Source organism: Gottfriedia sp. OAE603 (assembly GCF_040543965.1).
GTDB lineage: Bacteria > Bacillota > Bacilli > Bacillales > Bacillaceae_G > Gottfriedia > Gottfriedia solisilvae.
The window spans coordinates 2961376-2979752 of sequence record NZ_JBEUNN010000001.1; the positions used below are offsets into that span (position 1 = coordinate 2961376).

16 protein-coding genes are annotated in these 18377 nt (G+C 33.5%); 2 read left to right on the forward strand and 14 right to left on the reverse strand.

The features are described 5' to 3' along the window. Positions 1–120: 120 nt before the first annotated feature. The 4 genes from ABID96_RS15215 to ABID96_RS15230 form a co-directional block, all read right to left on the reverse strand. On the reverse strand, positions 121–1578 hold the full coding sequence (locus ABID96_RS15215; protein WP_192602760.1) for an NAD-dependent succinate-semialdehyde dehydrogenase: 1458 nt from the start codon (positions 1576–1578) through the stop codon (positions 121–123). Then, positions 1575–2945: a 4-aminobutyrate--2-oxoglutarate transaminase gene (gene gabT / locus ABID96_RS15220; protein ID WP_192602761.1), complete on the reverse strand. Its 1371-nt coding sequence runs from the start codon at positions 2943–2945 to the stop codon at positions 1575–1577. Before gabT ends, ABID96_RS15215 begins: the two co-directional genes overlap by 4 nt. 101 nt (positions 2946–3046) lie before the next feature. Continuing rightward, complete coding sequence (locus ABID96_RS15225; protein WP_192602762.1) at positions 3047–4423, reverse strand: putrescine aminotransferase; 1377 nt, start codon at positions 4421–4423, stop codon at positions 3047–3049. A gap of 26 nt (positions 4424–4449) precedes the next feature. Further along, complete coding sequence (locus tag ABID96_RS15230) at positions 4450–5943, reverse strand: aldehyde dehydrogenase family protein (RefSeq protein WP_192602763.1); 1494 nt, start codon at positions 5941–5943, stop codon at positions 4450–4452. Between the two features lie 441 nt (positions 5944–6384). On the opposite strand from ABID96_RS15230, the gene ABID96_RS15235 reads away from it, so the two are divergent. After that, positions 6385–6519 carry a hypothetical protein gene (locus tag ABID96_RS15235; protein WP_377896932.1) on the forward strand — a complete coding sequence of 45 codons (135 nt, stop codon included), beginning with the start codon at positions 6385–6387 and terminating at the stop codon, positions 6517–6519. A gap of 66 nt (positions 6520–6585) precedes the next feature. Here the strand turns inward: ABID96_RS15235 and ABID96_RS15240 are convergent, their stop codons facing one another. From ABID96_RS15240 to ABID96_RS15260, 5 genes are all read right to left on the reverse strand, one after another. Further along, complete coding sequence (locus tag ABID96_RS15240; RefSeq protein WP_192602764.1) at positions 6586–8715, reverse strand: sigma 54-interacting transcriptional regulator; 2130 nt, start codon at positions 8713–8715, stop codon at positions 6586–6588. Between the two features lie 177 nt (positions 8716–8892). Beyond that, positions 8893–9141 (reverse strand): biotin/lipoyl attachment domain-containing protein, encoded by a 249-nt coding sequence (locus ABID96_RS15245; protein ID WP_192602765.1) that lies wholly within the window; start codon positions 9139–9141, stop codon positions 8893–8895. 35 nt (positions 9142–9176) lie between these two features. Further along, positions 9177–9464, reverse strand: coding sequence for an SAV0927 family protein (locus ABID96_RS15250; protein ID WP_377896933.1), 288 nt, complete (start codon positions 9462–9464; stop codon positions 9177–9179). Between the two features lie 18 nt (positions 9465–9482). Then, positions 9483–10781, reverse strand: coding sequence for a Glu/Leu/Phe/Val family dehydrogenase (locus ABID96_RS15255; protein ID WP_192602767.1), 1299 nt, complete (start codon positions 10779–10781; stop codon positions 9483–9485). 517 nt (positions 10782–11298) lie between these two features. Then, entirely contained in the window at positions 11299–12594 is a 1296-nt protein-coding gene (locus ABID96_RS15260; protein ID WP_192603163.1) for an APC family permease, read from the reverse strand. Between the two features lie 472 nt (positions 12595–13066). Here ABID96_RS15260 and speB point away from each other — a divergent pair, with 472 nt between their 5' ends. Continuing rightward, the gene (speB, locus tag ABID96_RS15265) at positions 13067–14032 is read left to right on the forward strand and encodes an agmatinase (protein WP_192602768.1); all 966 of its coding nucleotides are present in this window, start codon (positions 13067–13069) and stop codon (positions 14030–14032) included. Between the two features lie 82 nt (positions 14033–14114). Here the strand turns inward: speB and ABID96_RS15270 are convergent, their stop codons facing one another. The 5 genes from ABID96_RS15270 to ABID96_RS15290 all read right to left on the reverse strand — a co-directional run bounded on the left by ABID96_RS15270 (position 14115) and on the right by ABID96_RS15290 (position 18054). Then, complete coding sequence (locus tag ABID96_RS15270; protein ID WP_377896934.1) at positions 14115–14561, reverse strand: TOBE domain-containing protein; 447 nt, start codon at positions 14559–14561, stop codon at positions 14115–14117. A 19-nt stretch (positions 14562–14580) separates the two neighbouring features. After that, complete coding sequence (locus tag ABID96_RS15275; RefSeq protein WP_377896935.1) at positions 14581–15165, reverse strand: ABC transporter ATP-binding protein; 585 nt, start codon at positions 15163–15165, stop codon at positions 14581–14583. Next, complete coding sequence (locus ABID96_RS15280) at positions 15162–15956, reverse strand: ABC transporter permease (RefSeq protein WP_192602770.1); 795 nt, start codon at positions 15954–15956, stop codon at positions 15162–15164. The genes ABID96_RS15275 and ABID96_RS15280 overlap by 4 nt, the downstream gene beginning before the upstream one ends. A 4-nt stretch (positions 15957–15960) precedes the next feature. Then, entirely contained in the window at positions 15961–16887 is a 927-nt protein-coding gene (locus ABID96_RS15285; RefSeq protein WP_192602771.1) for an ABC transporter permease, read from the reverse strand. Positions 16888–16956: 69 nt separating this feature from the next. Then, the gene (locus ABID96_RS15290) at positions 16957–18054 is read right to left on the reverse strand and encodes an ABC transporter substrate-binding protein (protein WP_192602772.1); all 1098 of its coding nucleotides are present in this window, start codon (positions 18052–18054) and stop codon (positions 16957–16959) included. Positions 18055–18377: the final 323 nt, after the last annotated feature.

Genomic DNA, 18377 nt, shown 5'->3' on the forward strand with positions numbered 1-18377 from the left:
TTCCTCACCTCAATCAATCTACATAATAAGCCAGTAAACTATCAATCACATTACTTCATTGACTGTTTATCTGGCTTACATTTTCATTATAGGAAATACTATTAAACTACTATTTAAGTCTTAAATATCTAACCCAATTGAAATATATTTAACCTCTAAAAACTCCTCGATTCCATAGTGACCGCCTTCTCTTCCAAGTCCGCTCTCTTTATAACCACCAAACGGAACTTGTACCGCTGAAGGTAACGCATCATTTAATCCAATAATGCCGTATTCAAGCGCCTCTGTAATACGGAACGAACGACTTAAATTCTCCGTATACACATAAGCAGCTAATCCATATACTGAATTATTTGCTCTTTCAATCACTTCTTCTTCCGTTTTAAAAGTAGAGATAGGTGCAAGTGGACCAAATATTTCTTCCTTCATGCATGCCATTTCGTCAGTAATTCCAGTTAAAATGGTTGGTGCGTAATAAAAACCATTTTCTTCAGCCGGTTTATTGCCACTAAATACTACTTTCCCACCGTTTTTAGTTGCATCATCTACTAATGTTTTTACTTTTTCCAGCGCAGTATTGTCAATTAAAGGTCCAACATCAATTCCTTCTTCCAATCCATTTCCAACCTTTAATTTTTCTAGTTCTCTCGTAAATAAATGCGTAAATTCTTCTGCTACACTTTCTTGTACATAAATACGATTCGTACAAATACAAGTTTGACCCGCATTACGGAATTTTGATTGAACTAAACCAACTGCTGCTTTTGATAAATTTGCATCATCCATTACGATAAATGGTGCATTTCCACCGAGCTCTAAAGAAACCTTTTTGACATTTTCAGCCGCATTTCTCATAAGCGTTTTACCTACTTCTGTTGATCCAGTAAATGTAATTTTTGTAACTCTTGAATCATTTAGCCATACTTCACCAATTTCTGATGATTTACCGGTAACAACATTAATAACCCCTTTTGGGATTCCAGCTTCATGTGCAAGCTCTGCTAGTTTCAATGCTGTTAACGGTGTTTGTGTCGCTGGTTTAATGACAGTTGTACAGCCTGCTGCAAGAGCTGGTGCCACTTTTCTAGTAATCATTGCTGCAGGAAAATTCCACGGTGTAATTGCTGCAACAACTCCAACTGGCTCTTTCCTTACTAGAATTCGCTTATTAGGGTGAGATGCAGGAATTGTTTCTCCGTATATTCGTTTTCCTTCTTCTGCATACCAAGAGATAAATCCGTTTGCATACATTATTTCCCCAAGAGCTTCTTTTAAGGGCTTTCCTTGTTCAATAGTCATTAATCTAGCAATTTCTTCCTTCTTTTCATCAATGAGACGATACCAATTCATTAACAGCTGATATCTTTCTTCTGCAGTCTTTTTTGACCATGATTTAAAAGCATTATGAGCCGCATCTACCGCCAGTCTTGCTTCATAAGTTCCACCTGTCGGAATAGCACCTACAATTTTACCAGTTGCAGGATTTGTCACCTTTGTAAAATATTCATGATCATTTCCAACCCATGTTCCATCAATATACATTGGGTAGATTTCATATTTTTCTTTTATTTGGCTCATGAGTTTACCTCCAACTGAATTTCTGGTAGTAAGACTGCCTCAATTGACTCTCTTAAAATATCTAATCCTTCTTCAAGCTGTTCATCAGTAATCGTTAAAGGCATTAATAAGCGGAGCACATTACCAAATATTCCTGCACTTAATAACATTAATCCTCTATTATTTGCTTCTTTAACAATCTTTCCAACTGTGACTTTATCTGGTGTTTTATCTTTTCTATTTGTGACAACTTCCATTGCACACATTGCACCAATTCCTCGGATATCTCCAATTTGTTCATATTGTTTTGCCCATTGGTGCATTTTCTCGTTTACTTTTTCTCCAATTAAAACTGCTCGTTCATTTAACTCTTCATCTTCAATAATATCTAACACAGCCAATGCAGCTCGACATCCAAGTGGGCTACCAGAATATGTTCCACCTAACTCACCAATATCAGATGCTTCCATAATTTCTTTTCTACCTATAACACCACTTATCGGAACACCAGCACCCATTGACTTTGAAATTGTAATTAAATCAGGTTCAACGCCAAAGTGTTCAATTGCAAAGTATTTACCAGTTCTAGCAAATCCAGTTTGAATTTCATCTGCCACAAACAAAATTCCATTTTTCGTACAGATTTCTCTTACCTTTTTAACAAACTCGATATCAGGAACTATAAATCCGCCTTCACCTTGTATAGGTTCCATTACAACAGCTGCAATCGTTTCAGGAGCAACTTCAGCTATAAGAAAATGTTCAAATTGCTCAATAATAAAATTACTATACTCTTTTTCGCTCATTTGATCTGGACGTCGATAAACATAAGGATATGGTGCTTTATAAACCTCAGGTGCAAATGGACCAAATCCAAATTTATATGGTTTAACTTTACTTGTCATTGACATCGTCATTAATGTTCGACCATGGAATCCTCTAGTAAACGAAATGATTCCTTGACGTTTTGTATACTTTCTAGCAATCTTCACTGCATTTTCAACAGCCTCCGCGCCACTATTAAAAAACGCCACTTGTTTTTCAAAACTACCAGGAGAAATTTCAGCAAGTCGTTCAGCGAGCTCGATATAAGATTCATACATCATGACATTAAATCCTGTATGAATAAAATCCCCTGCTTGACCTTGAAGTGCTCTTACGACTCTTGGATGCGAATGTCCAACATTCAAAGTTCCAATCGCACCTGCAAAATCAATAAATGTATTACCATCAATATCTTCAACAAGAGCACCTTTCGCTCTTTTCACAAATGCTTCACTATTGTTACTAATCCCTTTAGGAACGGATTTATTTCTTCTTTCAAGTAGCTCCTTTGATTTTGGTCCTGGAATTGTTGTTTGGAGTTTAACAAATTTTCGATCTCCCATGTATACACATCCTATCTATAATGAATTAAAAATGACTAAGTTTTGTTCAATAATCAAAGCATGTCATGTTTTTAACAACATGACATGCAAAATAATATAGATTAAGCTCTAATATGAGATAATACTTCTTTGAACGTAGTAACGACAGTATCCACTTCTTCATAACTAATTTTTAAAGATGGCTCGATTCGAATTGTTTTTGAATTAATTAAAGTCCCTGCTACTAACACACCTTTATCAAACATTCCTTTTGACACTTCGTAACCAATCTCATCTTGATGGAATTCAATTCCAATCATTAATCCTTGACCACGGATTTCTAACACTTTATCTTCATGTCCTTTTGCAGCTGCTTTTAACTCATCCAAAAAGTAGGTACCAACAGTTGCTGCTCTTTCAGGTAAATTTTCTTCAAGCAGCACGCTGATTGTCGCAATTGCTGCAGCACATGCTAACGGATTCCCACCAAAAGTTGTTGTGTGCATAAATGGATTTGGGAACCAACTTTTAAATACTTTTTCTTTTGCCACAACTGCACCAGCAGGCATAACGCCTCCTCCAAATGCTTTTGCAAGACAAATGATATCTGGTACAACTTCATATAGATCAGATGCAAACATTTTTCCAGTACGTCCCATTCCTGTTTGAACTTCATCAAAAATTAATAGAGCGCCATATTCATCACACAATTCGCGTACTTCTTTTAAGTAGTTTTGTGGAGGAAGTATAATGCCACCTTCACCTTGAATTGGTTCAAGTAGAACGGCAGCAACATCCTCACCGACTAATGAACATGTTTCAAACGTTTTTCTCATCATATCAATGTCCCCGAATGGAACGTGACGGAATCCTTGAATAAGCGGAAGAAATGGTTTACGAAACATTCCTTTAGCTGTTCCTGAAAGTGCACCTAAACTTTTTCCGTGGAATGCACGAGTTGTCGAGATAACTGTAGATCGCTCACTATACATTTTTGCAAGCTTCAATGCTGCTTCAACACTTTCTGTTCCACTATTCGTAAAAAATGAGTATTTTAAATCACCCGGTGTAATATCTGCTAAGATTTTTGCTAACATTGCACGTAAAGGATCTAATAAATCCTGACTATGAAGCGCCTGTCTTTTTAATTGATCTGTTACAGCCTTTACGACTTTAGGGTTACGATGTCCCACATTATAAATTCCAAATCCGCCTAAACAATCAATATATTCCTTACCATTAACATCTTTAAAGCAAGATCCGCTGTCAGACCATTCAACTGATGCGAATTGGCCACCCTCTGTTACAGTTTTACGATAAGCTAGAAAACCTGGATTTACGTGTTCTCTAAAGCCATCAACTGTTTCTTTCGTAATCCAAGCTGCATCTTCTGAAGTTACAGTCTCTTTTTCTATTAAACTTAAAACCTTATTAATGTACTCGGTTACATTTTTTTCATCCTTACTTTTCTGTTGTTCATTTTGTAAGTTGATACTCATATTAGCACTCCTAAACTAATTTTTTTTTATTCTGCAAACCAGCCAATTGGTTCTACTTGTAAATTAATATTAATTTGTTTAATTTCTTGGAATTCTTCTAATCCAAATGTTCCTAGACTACGCCCAACTCCACTTTGCTTGTAACCACCCCAAGGTGCTTCATTATAAGTTGGATGATATGAATTAATCCAAGTTATACCTGATCGAAGCTTTTTAATAACCCTCAATGCCTTCGCTCCGTCTTTACTAAATACTGCTCCTGCTAAGCCATATACTGTTCCGTTAGCAAGCAATAATGCTTCTTCTTCCGTACTAAATTTTTGGATACATACAACCGGACCAAAAATTTCTTCTTGAACGATTCGCATATGTTGTTCCACATCTACAAAAACAGTTGGTTCAACAAAGTAACCTTTATCAAAACCATTTTCTATAATGCGATTTCCGCCACAAGCAATTCGAGCTCCTTCATCTTTGCCTATTTCGATATAGCCTAAAACTTTCTCTAAATGTTCTTTACTAACAAGTGGTCCCATTTCAACATCAGCTGCAGTTCCAGGACCTACTTTAATTTTTTTTGCACGTTCTACAAAGCGTTCAACAAATCGATCATATATCGATTCTTCTACTAAAATTCTTGATCCCGCTGAACATACTTGACCAGCACCTGCATAGATTCCAAATAGGGCATAATCTACAGCAGTTTCAAAATCCGCATCAGCAAAGATAATATTTGGTGATTTTCCACCAAGTTCTAAAGATACTTTTTTCATTGTATCTGCTGCAGTTTTCATAATATGTTTTCCAGTCTTTGTACCCCCTGTAAATGAAACCATATCTACGTCAGGATTAGCTGCGATTTCATTTCCAACAACTAGTCCTGCACCCATAACCATATTTGCAACACCATCTGGAAGACCAACTTCTTTGAAAATCTCAAATAATTTTTTGGGAGTTACCGGCGTTACTTCTGATGGCTTAAAGACAATAGTATTTCCAGCCGCTAGTGCCGGTGCTATTTTCCATACACTCATTAATAATGGGTAATTCCATGGAACAATTAATCCACAAACCCCAATCGGTTCACGAACCACCATAGCTTGCATCGGATCTGCAACGTGATATGTAAATCCATCAGGCTTTGTAATTAGTCCTGCATAATAACGGAAACACGCTGCTGCATCAGCCACATCATAACCTGCTTCACGATTAGGCTTTCCATTGTCTAGTGTTTCAAGTTGTGTTAGTTCTTCAACATATTCTTCTATTTTGTCTGCAATTTTAAATAAATAAGTTGCCCGTTCTTGAGCTGATAATTCAGACCATCTTCCATCGTTAAATGCTTTTCGAGCGACATCAATCGCTTCTTTCGCATCTTCAATTGTTCCTTCAGGAGCAAAAGCAATTACTTCTCCATTTGCTGGGTTAATAACAGGGCGTTTCTCATGATTGCTAGAATCTTTCCATTCACCATTAATAAACATCTTTAAATCAATTGTTTTAAATTGGATATCGACCATTTAAACAAACCCTCCTTATTTTCTTAACAACTATTTAAATTGCAAGAACTATGCCAATTTCAATAATCAGGCTTAATAAGGATTTAGCTAGTTCAACCCTAAATTTCTATGCAATTTTGCATAGAGTTATTAATCTCTGCATAACCAATGGAATAATCCTTATTTATTCACTCAATGAATGGTTGCTTTTAAACAAACTGTTGATAAACAGGTTAATTGGAACGTAAGGTGAGAGACTCCTGAGGGAGTAGTGGACAAGTGAGACCCCTCAGGCAATTATGCGAAAGGAGGCTCACCACCCATCCCACGGAAAGCGATCATCCTGTTGTAGAAATTAACTAAGATACTCAATGAATTGAAACAACGATTTTTAACGTAATAACCGACATACTAAGAAAATTTGCCGCATAGGCTAAAAAACTATGAAAGGAGGAATGAAACATGTTACTAGTTGGAACATGTGTCGCGGTTGGACTAATCATTATTTTTATGGCAGTTGGCATCTCAAAAAATCACATTAGTATGACGGAGGTACTTGAAAGTCATATAGAAAAAGAAAGCAATGTAGAGAAATAAAAAAACGCACAAAGTGCGTTTTTTTATTTGAAATTTGAATATATTGACTACTTTACTAGTACTTCTTTAATATATAAATTCACTGTTTAAATTTTTGTCATTTACTATTTTCTGATATTTACGGCTAACTGAGGATTGACTAATACCTAAAACTTGTGCAGCTTTAGTAGTTGTTTTATATTGCTTCATAGCTAATAGGATTAGCTGTTCCTCTACATGATCAATTGCTTCTTGAAGTGGTATTACTTTGCTAATTATAGGTTTCGATTTATTAAAATCATAACTATTTGGTAGGAACTGATTTACATCCTCTGCATTAATTGTTTGATCGTCAGCAGAGACTACTAATCTTTCAACGATATTTTGAAGTTCTCTGACATTACCTGGCCAAGAATAAAACTCTAATACATTAATTGCATCTGGTGTAATATGAAAATTTTTATTATATTTTTCATTTAGTTGCTGTAAAAAATGAAATGCCAGTAAAGAGATGTCTTCAATTCTTTCTCTTAATGGTGGAATATTTAAAGGAATGACATTTAATCGATAATATAAATCCTCTCTAAACGTACGTTCTTCAACCATTTTTTCTAACCTTTTATTTGTAGCAGCAATAATTTGTACATTCACTTTAATTGGTTTAGTACTTCCAACTGGAATGACTTCTTGTTCTTGAAGAACTCTAAGTAGTTTAACTTGTAAATGTAACGGCATTTCCCCGATTTCATCTAAAAATAAAACACCTTGATCAGCTTGTTTAAAATAACCATCTTTATTTTGATCAGCACCTGTAAAAGCACCTTTAATATATCCAAAAAGTTCACTTTCAAGCAAATTTTCTGGAATTGCACCACAATTTAGTTTAAGAAAAGGCTTAGTAGAACGGTTTCCAAGCTGATGGATAGCCTGAGCAATTACTTCTTTTCCTACTCCAGATTCTCCATGTAGTAAAACCGTTGAAGAAAAATCTGCAATCTTTTTTGCTTGATTGATTATTTGCTCCATTTTAGGACTACAATAAATTAATTTTTTTATAAAACGGTCCTTACTCTTGAAATCGTCTAGTTCCTTTTTATACTGCTCAGATTTTTTCTTCATTTCCTTTAACTCAGTTTTAAGACGAGAAGTTTCAGTAATATCTCTAGAAGCTATAATAATTCTTTCAATTTCCATATTTTCATCAAAAACTGGATTGCCTACAGCCAAAACTTTTCGTCCATTAATTGTTTCTTGAACGATTGAAACTTTTTTCTTTTTCTCCAAAACTAATTTCGTAACTGATGGCGTAAAAAGTCCTTGGCTTTCAAATTCCAATATGCTTTTTCCGATTAAATCTTTTAAATCCACATTCCAAAATCCAGGAATTATATTCTCACTATATCGGATTAACTCTCCTCTATTATTTACTACAAGTATTTCATCATAAATGCTAGACAGTATTGCGTTCAGATCTTTATTTAGATCTTTAATATATTCAATTTCTAGTGCCATTTCTTCCACCATAGGAAGATCTTGTACAACAATAATTATACCTTCAACTTCCTGATCAAAACTGAAAATGGGACTATAATCTACAAGCAGACCCAGATCGTCATTAATTTGAAGGTGATTAAGAATTGTTTTTCCTGTAGCAAAAACATTATTGATATGTTCCACACTAAAAATGTTTTCTGCTTTTGTATTAATTACTTTTTCTGATGTCGATCTGATCATTTTTAAACCAGCATCATTACAATTAATAATTTTTTTATCTTTATCAACTACAAAAGTACCCATAGGTATTGAAGTTAATATACTTTTCAGCAAATCTACACTTTTATTCTCTTGTTTAAAAAGCTCCGCCAAAATTTCTTCTCGACGAATATAGCCACTAGGGTAACCTTCCTTTGCTTGAACAATTGAAATCGGTTCGCCGATTATTTGAAAAAGAATTGTTAATGAAATTTGACCATTTAAATGACATACACTGTTAATCGATTGAGATTCGCTCATAAGTTTAGATAATGTTATATTTTGTTTTTGTTTATTGCCTTGATTAATATTATTTATTTGAACGTAAGCAAATACTTGATTCTGCTTACTTAAGAATAAAAAGGGTTCACTTATATAGGATATATCTATTTCGTCGTCTTCCTTAAATTGATCAATATTAACTTTGATAACGGGTCTAATTTGATTCTCGTTTATTGATAACATTTGATTTCCCCCCTTGAACCTGAATATATGTATAGTACCATTTTAACAGAATTTTTAAACTTTTTATCAAAATCTAAGATTAGAAATCTATATCATTAGATTTAATTTCATTTTTTTTAAACTTATATTTAAATACAAAAAAAGAAGATGAGTTTAACATCTTCTCTCTCTTTATAATCAATCGCTCCCTGTAACAAATAAGTCTTCTTTTACAAAAGCAAGTACCATTCCTGGAACTACTTTATCGCCTTCAGTAACCTCTAATGAAACTACTTTACCACTTATTCCTTGATGAATAACTTGTGTTAAACCATCTGAAGTTTTAATAGTAAACAAAGGTTCCCATTCATAGATTCTTGAATCCCTACCTATCGTTGTTTCCTCAATAATTCCATGGTAAGGACTAATTACAGCACTATAATACATAAAGTTCATCCCTTTCACGAAATTAATATGAATAACTAATATTGTTCACGAAACTGCTTAGAACTTAAAACTAGACTAAAGAAATTTTGTATTTCTACAACATCCTCACTTGCAATCCCTAGTTTAGGAGCCCAATACTGGTCAGCACAAATATCATCAGAGCAAAGCAAAACCATTTGACCAGATTGAATGGAAATAACCATTGATTTTCCATAAAAGTGACTTGAATATGCTATCGATAGATCATATCTATTATTCTGTGTTAATAAGCAATAGTAATGTACCAACTGGTTTTCTTTTGTTTCAGAAATAATATCAAGCATCATTTATCGCCCCTTTTATTAGTATTTTATCCAACCTCTTAAACGACAAGCTTCAGCGATTTTACGAACTCCTTCAATATAAGCAGCTATTTTCATATTTACTTTAAAATTTTTAGAAGTGTTGTATACTTTTAAAAAACTGTCAGAGATTTTTTCTTTTAAACGCTGATCTACAAGCTCTTCTGTCCAATAATACCCTTGCATATTCTGGCACCATTCAAAATATGAAACTATTACTCCACCAGAGTTAGCCAAAATATCCGGAACTACTAAAATATCTTTCTTATCAAGAAATTCAAGTGCTTCTTTCGTAGTTGGTCCATTTGCAGCTTCAACGACAATTTTGCAATTAAGTTTTTTAGCATTACGTGAATGTATCACTCCACTAATCGCAGCTGGAATCAATACATCACATTCTTTTTCTAGTAATTCTTGATTTGAAACAGAATTTTTAAATAAATTAGAAACAACACCAAATGAGTCCCTATTTTCCAGTAGATATGGGATGTTCAAACCACTTGGATCATAAATCCCACCAAGAACATCAGATATACCAACGACTTTTGCTCCAGCTTCATATAAATATTGAGCTAAGTAACTACCTACGTTACCAAATCCTTGGATAATAACCTTCATATTATTAATATCAATTTTCTTTAATTCACTTATTAATTCAAGGGTATAAAATACTCCCTTTGAAGTGGCTGTTTCACGACCAACCGATCCACCTAAAGTAATCGGTTTTCCTGTAATAAAACCAGGTGAGTCAAATTCCCGAATATGGTCATATTCATCAAGCATCCAAGCCATTACTTGAGAATTCGTATACATATCAGGTGCAGGAATATCTTTAGTAGGTCCTACTAATTGACTGACAGCTCTTACATAACCTCTACTTAACCTTTCCAATTCTGAATTACTTAAAAGCCTTGGATCACATATAACTCCACCTTTTGCGCCTCCATAAGGTAAATCCGTAATACTACATTTTAGGCTCATCCATCCTGCTAGGGCCTTAACTTCTTCCGCTGTTACATCTGGATGGAAACGAATCCCACCTTTTGTAGGACCAAGTGCATCATTATGTTGAGCTCGAAACCCTTGAAAAATCTTCGTTTCACCATTATCCATTTGTAAAGGAATATTAATTTCTAAAAATCTCATTGGTGATTTTAAAAATTCGAATACTTGCTTTGGAAAATTCATCGTATTAATCGCTTCAGATAAAGTTTCTTGAAATTCTTGAAGTGAATTATCTTTTTCAATCTGATTACTTACCACTTCCAAATTTTCAACACCTGTAGTATTTGAACTCATTTTAAACACCTCATTATTTTTTAGGCTTGATAGATCTTTTATAACTGAGCCTATTTTATAAAAACTAAATTGCAATTCCCGTGCCAACTATAATTGTTTACCTGAATTCGAATAAAGTTAAAGCGTAATAAAAAGCTTTATATCAGGCTTTTGAAATTATTTATCAAATATTTAACTTAAAAAACTATAAATATAAAACTCTTATTGTTTTCATAAAATATTGAACTTCGAAGAACGAAAATATGAACACATGCATGAATTATGCAAATTTGCATTGTTTTTATTCAAAAATGAATTACTCAACTATATTGAAGAAGTGAATTGGAACAGAAGATGCGATACTACTGTGAGAGTAGCAGGACAGCTGAGACCCCACAGGCAGTTCCGCCGAGGAGGCTCAAGCGCACACCCCACGAAAAGCTAGCAGCCTGAAGCGGTAATCAACTAAGAACCTACTCATTTACAAAAACAAAAAAAGACACATTCATCTAAAAGTAGAATGTGCCCCATATCTTAACTAAGTTAAATTTAACGCCTGTTCCTCTTCATATTTAGGAGGAGCAATACGGAATGCCTTAGTAAGATAAATTAGATAACCTAAACCAATACAAAACCAAACCGACCCCATAATAAGAGAACTTTTCTCAATGTTAAACCATAAAATCGCAACCGAAGCTGCACCAATTAAAGGCATAAACAAATAACTGAAAAACCCTTTAAATGTACGAATCTTTCCTCGTACGTAAAAATGATTAATTACAGAAAGATTAACAAACGTGAATGCCATTAAAGCTCCAAAATTAATTAAAGATGTAGCTGTAACTAAATCGAAAAAGATTGCAGATAATGAAATCACACCAACAAAAATGACATTGAATACAGGCGTTTTCCACTTTGGATGTACAAATCCAAACCATTTATCTGGAAAAACATTATCTCGCCCCATAACATACAATAAACGTGAAACACTAGCATGCGACGCCAATGCTGACGCTAGTGTATTAATAAATGTAATACATAAGAATATAGACTGGAATAGCTTGCCTCCTACGTATAATGCAATTTCTGGAGAAGCGGCATCTGGATGCTTAAATCTTGATATATCTGGATAATACAATTGAATAAAAAATGAAGTAACAATAAAGATGAGCCCACCCCATAGAGCTGTATAAATAATAGCCTTTGGTATTGTCACCGCAGGATTAATTGCTTCTTCTGAAAGTGTTGAAACAGCATCAAATCCTAAAAATGAGAAACAAAGAATGGTTGCACCAGTTACTAAAGTTCCATAATGCATTCCTTCATTAAAGAAAGGTTTCATACTGAATCCGCCATATCCCTCTCCAGCATTTAATCCTTTTATTACTAGAATAATAAACACAACCATAATTGCAATTTGTATTAATACGAAAAAAGTATTAAAGTTTGCTAACATGTTAATGCTTCTTAAATTTAAAAAGGTGACGATCGCAACAAATATAACTACCCAAATCCAAGTTGGGACATTTGGAAAAAGTGCATTAAGATAAATTCGAGTTAATAACGCGTTTACCATTGGTAAAAACAAATAATCTAGAAGTGAAGACCATCCTACAAGAAATCCGAGATGACCATTTATTGCTTTCTGGGTATATGTATAGGCAGACCCAGCTTCAGGAAATACTCTTACAAGCTTGCCGTAACTTACTGCTGTAAATAACATTCCAATTAGCCCAACAATATAGGCAGTTGGTACATGACCTTTAGTAATATCCGAAACAATACCGAATGTATCAAATACTACCATTGGAGTCATATAGGCTAACCCCATCATAACAATTTGCCATAATTTCAAGGATCTTTTTAACTGTGTTTTATTTTTCACCTATCTATCCCCTTCTCCCTAAATTAAGCGCTTCCAAAATTAACTCATATACCTCTAATTCTCAACCTTCCATTTAAAACCTCCTTTTTTTGAATATTTAAATAAATCAATTGTTTAATTTGCAAGTTCTATGCCAATTTTTTATAGTCATTAATACATTCCCTGTAATGTACTATACAGCTCTTAAAACTCATTATTTAATAAGACTCTTTTCTAAAAGATTGTTATTTCTAAAGCCAAAAGAAACATAGTCTATTTTTTTCTAATTAAAAATTATTCATCCTTGCATACATTATTCATCTACTCATAGCTACATATCACACATACAATCTAAAAATCGATATTAATACCCTATTACTAAAGCTGGCATGGAAGTTGCATTACTCCATAATATAAATAACTTTTATGGAGGTATTTAAACATGCAATATCCACTATCACCTGATGTAAAACCAGAGTTTTGTACATCTGGAACATTTATGAGATTACCTTCATCACGAGAAAATACAAAACTAGCAATTATCGGTATGCCATTTGATACTGCTGCATCCTTCCGTGTTGGAGCTCGATTTGCTCCTCAAGCTATTCGACAGGCATCTATGACATTATTCCCATATCACCCAATTCAAAAGGTGTATCCTTTTGATGAATGCAATGCTATTGATGTTGGTGACGTATCAGTCATACCTCATAATATCCATAGAAGTTATGAGTTAATTGAAAAAGCAGTATTTGATTTTATGAAACAAGGAATTATTCCAATTGGACTTGGTGGAGATCATTCTGTTACTTTGGCAAATCTTCGTGCCGCTGCAAAAGTATATGGTCCAGTCGCTTTAATTCATTTCGATTCACATACTGATACTTGGGACACATATTACGAAGAAAAGTATTGGCATGGTTCACCATTTATTCGCGCTTATGAGGAAGGCTTACTTCAAAATGACAAAGTATTTCAAATCGGCATTAGAGGAACGTTAAATCATCCTGGAGATATTGACGCAAGTACGGACCTTGGATACAAAGTTATTACTACCCCTGAACTTAAATCACGCGGAATTGAAGATGTTATAAAAGAAGTAAAACAAACTATTGGTGATACTCCTTGTTTCTTGAGCTTTGACATTGATTTCGTTGATCCTTCATGCGCACCTGGAACAGGTACCCTTGAGGTTGGTGGTCTAAATAGCTACGAAACATTACAAATGATTCGTTCTTTATCAGACTTTAATTTTATAGGATTTGATCTTGTGGAAGTTCTACCTCCATATGATCCTTCCCAAATTACTTCACTATTAGCTGCAACGATTGTTCACGATTTTGCTAGTCTTGTAGCATTAAATTTAAAGAAAGAAACTAAGAAAGATGTAACAGAATCAACTTCTTAATAAATCTAAAAATATCCTATAGAGTAGACGTTTAAGGTGTCTAAACTATAGGATATTTATTAATAATAAATCCGGCCCTGGATTACGATAAAATAACCGGTTCATTCTTCCAAGTAATACCTACTTCTTGACCTGTATAGTATTTGTTGTCATCTTTTAAGATTATGGCAACTTCTTCCCCTCTGTGAATATCAACCAAAAGTTTTCGTACAGAACCAGCAAATAGTATTTCTTTCACAACTCCTTTAAAATAAGAATTCTCATCAGATATAATTAAATTCTCTGGACGAATTGAAACATTTACTTGCTCTTCTAATTTAAAATTCACGTTTCTATTAGTTTTAAATTTATGACCAAATATCTCTATTATGGCATCATTCTCTTGAAAACTTCTAACTTTCCCTTTAAGTAAATTAGTTTCTCCTATAAAATCAGCTATGAATACCGTTTTAGGGTTATTATATATTGCTTCAGGTGTATCTAATTGATCAATTCGCCCGTCATTCATAACAGCAATTCTATCGCTCATCGTTAATGCCTCTTCTTGATCATGGGTAACATAGATAAACGTCATACCTAATGATTTTTGCAGATGCTTTAACTCTATTTGCATTTCTTTTCGCAATTATTAAATCTAATGCTCCTAAAGGTTCGTCTAATAAAAGAACTGATGGATTATTAACTACAGCTCTTGCAACGGCAATACGTTGCTGTTGACCCCCTGACATTTCCTTTGGTTTCCTAGTAGCAAAGCTTTCCATTTGAACCATTTTTAAAATTTTATTAACTCTTTCCAATCGTTCATTTTTTTTAATTTTTTTCATTTTCATTCCATATTCAATGTTTTCGTTTACAGTCATATGTGGAAATAATGCATAGTTTTGAAAAACAGTATTTACATCACGTTTATTAGGAGGAGTATACGTCACATCTTTTTCATTTAAGAAAACTTGCCCTGAATTAGGAGCTTCAAATCCCCCAATCACTCGAAGCGTAGTAGTCTTTCCACATCCGCTTGGTCCTAATAGTGTTAAAAATTCACCCTTAAAAACTTCTAGCGATAAATCTTTCACAATATGGTTCGTTCCATATGATTTATTAATATTTTTTAAATAAATGATTTGATCCTTCATATTCGTCTTCCTTCCTCTTTAGTTAATGTAGTTGAAATAATAATTAATATGAGCGATACAAAAAAGACGATTGTTGAAATAGCATTTACTTCAGGAGTAATTCCATTTCGTGTCATGCCCCAAATTTGGAGAGGTAAAGTAGAAAACACTCCATTTAAGAAGAATGTAACGGGTATTTCATCTAATGATAGAGTAAATGCAAGCATTGAAGCACCAATTAGAGAAGTAGATATAGATGGTAGAATAATATAAAAAAATGTTTGTAATTTAGTCGCTCCTAGATCGTATGAAGCTTGTTCAAAATTTTTATCTAGGCGTTTTAATCTTGCATAAACTTGAGTCATAATTACAGCAATTAAAAATGTTGTATGACCAATTATGACAGCATACATAGACGAACGAATACCTAATTCTTGGAAAAAGTTTAATAATGCTACACCCGTTAAAATACCTGGAAGCATTAGCGGTAACAATACAATTCTTTCAAATAGTTTTTTTCCAGGAAAATTAAAGCGATCTACTAAAAAAGCTCCTGGCAATCCTAAACAAATTGCAAAAAACGTACTTATTAACGCAACAGTGACTGAGTTTTTAAGCGACTGAATTAGCGCTTCATTATTTGCCATTACTTGATACCATTTTAGTGAGAATCCACTCATTGGAAAACTATTAACGCTATCCGGATTAAACGAATAGATTGTCACGACAATCAGAGGTAAATATAGAAAAAGAAGTACGAGTATTGCCATCGTAAAAATGGCACTATTTAAAAATGAAAATCGTTTTATCATAGGGTTACCTCTCTTCCTTTGAATCAATCGCAGAAAATTTCTTTTCAGCTCGACCCGTTAAATCTAGAACAATTAGAACAAGGATGAAGATAATTACACCAATGGCTGACCCATATGGCCAATTATTTGATGTTCCAAATTGCAATTGAACTAAATTCGCTATCATTGTATTACTATCTGGTCCCCCCAATAAAGAAGGTGCTAAAAAATCACCCATCGATAAAACAAATGCAAATGTAGCCCCTGCAATTACACCCGGTAAAGATAACGGAAAAATAATTTTAAAAAATGTTTGAAATCTATTTCCCCCTAAATCCTTTGATGCTTCCATTAAATTTCTAGGAATTTGTTCCAAAATTGTATAGATTGGCATTAATACAAATGGTGTATAAATGTGCACCATCCCGATAATAACGGATATCTTACTGTACAAGAAAAATTCCAATGGTTTATCAATTATATGTAAATACATTAATGATGAATTTAAGATTCCATTTGTTCCTAAAATGATTTTCCATGAATAGGCTCTAACAATATAGCTAATCCAAAGTGGAATGATAACCAGCATATAAATAAACCGTTTATATTTCGTTACTCGAAAATTAATAAAATAAGCTAAAGGATAACTTAGTAGAATGGTAAATAATGTTACAGTTCCTGCGAGCTTAAGAGTATCTAACAGAATTGAAAATGGAGCACGTGCACCAGCAGTTGCAGTAAAAAATTTTGTGTAATTTGCCGTTGAAAACTCCTTAATAACATCTATAGGTCCAGCGCGCCAAAAGCTATAAACAAATAAATTAAGATAAGGTAAGATTAAAAACAAAAATAACCAGATAATCGTTGGAATAAATGCAATATAAACAAATAATCTTAGCCGTCTTTTTTTCTTATTGATAACAACTGCTACTTTTTCTTGAACAACTTCCATCTTATTCCTCCTGTTTCCATATTCCAAAAAAGGATTACTAATGTAGTAACCCTTTTTTAAGAATATTTTTTACTGAGTTTTAACTTCTGTCCAAATCTCGTTATAACGATTACGATCCTTCACAGGCTGCCAAAAGTTTAACTTTGAAAACATGTCATCCATGTTATTTACATATGTTTGTTCAATTAATGCGTCATCCATGAAATCTGCTGCTTTTGGATTTGCAATTCCATAAGTCGTAACTTTTGCAACTTTTGCTTGAGCCTCTGGTGTAGAAATATAGTTTAAATATTTTTCAGCCAAATCTTTATGTTTTGATCCTTTTACGATCATCAATCGATCAATCCACCCAGTTGCTCCTTCACCTGGAATTGTCCATTTTAAATTACGACCTTTCGCATTTACCTCTGCGATTGTTAATGGCCAACCTACTGCCATGACTACTTCTTTATTTGCAAATAAATCGTTTAATTCCCCTGCTGTAGCCCAATATTTACGAATATTTGGTTTAAGTTCTAACAATTTTTTCTTTGCATCTTGAAGTTGTTCTTCTGACATATTGTAAATGGCACTTTCATCATTTTTATCTAATCCCATTACTTGCCCAGTTAAATAAATATTTGAAATATCATCCCAAATAGATACTTTACCTTTATATTTGGAATCCCAGAATGTACTCCAGGATGTCGGCGCTTCTTTAATAACATCAGCATCATAAATCAAATAGTCGGGTCCCCAAGTAAAAGGTACGCCATATGTTTTCCCATCTTTTACAACATCTTTTAATGATCTTAGACGCTCATTTAAATCACTAAAATTTTCAATTTTGCTCGTATCAATTTTCTCAACTAAATCTGAATCTACTAAAATAGAAGCAACATCTGATGAAGGTGAAATAATGTCATATGTATCTCCCCCGCCAGATTTTAATTTAGCTAATAATTCATCACTTGATCCAAAGTATGTAGCATTTATTTTCACGCCATATTTATCTTCAAATCCCTTTGTAAATTCTGGGTCTGCATAGCCTTCCCATGTTAATAAATTAAGTGTTTTTGAACCTTTTTCTTGTCCGCCCGTTTTTTCACCTTTTCCACAGGCTGAAATAATCATCGACGAAGCAGCAATTCCCATTAATAAAGTCGCAAACTTATTTATTTTTCTCATAAAAAGCCTCCCCATCCAAATATCTGTTTCAAATTAAATTATTTACATGTAATTTGTAATTTGCTTATTTCCCCTTTCTGTGTTTTTTAGAATATTCAATTAATTATATTTGCAAGTTTTATGCCAACATTATAAAGTAATTAGAATGTATTTCTTCACTTGTTTTATTACATAATTAACAATTAGTTTTTTAATAATAAACTAATTTATAGGTACTTTTTTACCCCTTTTTAGCGTGACAATTATTCACAATTGCATACATTATTCATTTCTTCATAAATTTGAATCCTCTTAAAATACCAAACTCTATATTTTCGTTATTT

What these genes read in the sequence shown, in the direction of transcription:
- ABID96_RS15240 (WP_192602764.1), bottom strand. Translation starts at nt 8,715, where the DNA reads ATGTTATCAATAAACGAGAATCAAATTAGACCCGTTATCAAAGTTAAT.
- ABID96_RS15250 (WP_377896933.1), bottom strand. Translation starts at nt 9,464, where the DNA reads ATGCTTGATATTATTTCTGAAACAAAAGAAAACCAGTTGGTACATTAC.
- ABID96_RS15285 (WP_192602771.1), bottom strand. Translation starts at nt 16,887, where the DNA reads ATGGAAGTTGTTCAAGAAAAAGTAGCAGTTGTTATCAATAAGAAAAAA.
- ABID96_RS15280 (WP_192602770.1), bottom strand. Translation starts at nt 15,956, where the DNA reads ATGATAAAACGATTTTCATTTTTAAATAGTGCCATTTTTACGATGGCA.
- ABID96_RS15260 (WP_192603163.1), bottom strand. Translation starts at nt 12,594, where the DNA reads ATGATGGGGTTAGCCTATATGACTCCAATGGTAGTATTTGATACATTC.
- ABID96_RS15255 (WP_192602767.1), bottom strand. Translation starts at nt 10,781, where the DNA reads ATGAGTTCAAATACTACAGGTGTTGAAAATTTGGAAGTGGTAAGTAAT.
- ABID96_RS15235 (WP_377896932.1), top strand. Translation starts at nt 6,385, where the DNA reads ATGTTACTAGTTGGAACATGTGTCGCGGTTGGACTAATCATTATTTTT.
- ABID96_RS15275 (WP_377896935.1), bottom strand. Translation starts at nt 15,165, where the DNA reads ATGAAGGATCAAATCATTTATTTAAAAAATATTAATAAATCATATGGA.
- gabT (WP_192602761.1), bottom strand. Translation starts at nt 2,945, where the DNA reads ATGGGAGATCGAAAATTTGTTAAACTCCAAACAACAATTCCAGGACCA.
- ABID96_RS15230 (WP_192602763.1), bottom strand. Translation starts at nt 5,943, where the DNA reads ATGGTCGATATCCAATTTAAAACAATTGATTTAAAGATGTTTATTAAT.
- ABID96_RS15245 (WP_192602765.1), bottom strand. Translation starts at nt 9,141, where the DNA reads ATGTATTATAGTGCTGTAATTAGTCCTTACCATGGAATTATTGAGGAA.
- ABID96_RS15270 (WP_377896934.1), bottom strand. Translation starts at nt 14,561, where the DNA reads ATGAGCGATAGAATTGCTGTTATGAATGACGGGCGAATTGATCAATTA.
- ABID96_RS15225 (WP_192602762.1), bottom strand. Translation starts at nt 4,423, where the DNA reads ATGAGTATCAACTTACAAAATGAACAACAGAAAAGTAAGGATGAAAAA.
- ABID96_RS15290 (WP_192602772.1), bottom strand. Translation starts at nt 18,054, where the DNA reads ATGAGAAAAATAAATAAGTTTGCGACTTTATTAATGGGAATTGCTGCT.
- ABID96_RS15215 (WP_192602760.1), bottom strand. Translation starts at nt 1,578, where the DNA reads ATGAGCCAAATAAAAGAAAAATATGAAATCTACCCAATGTATATTGAT.
- speB (WP_192602768.1), top strand. Translation starts at nt 13,067, where the DNA reads ATGCAATATCCACTATCACCTGATGTAAAACCAGAGTTTTGTACATCT.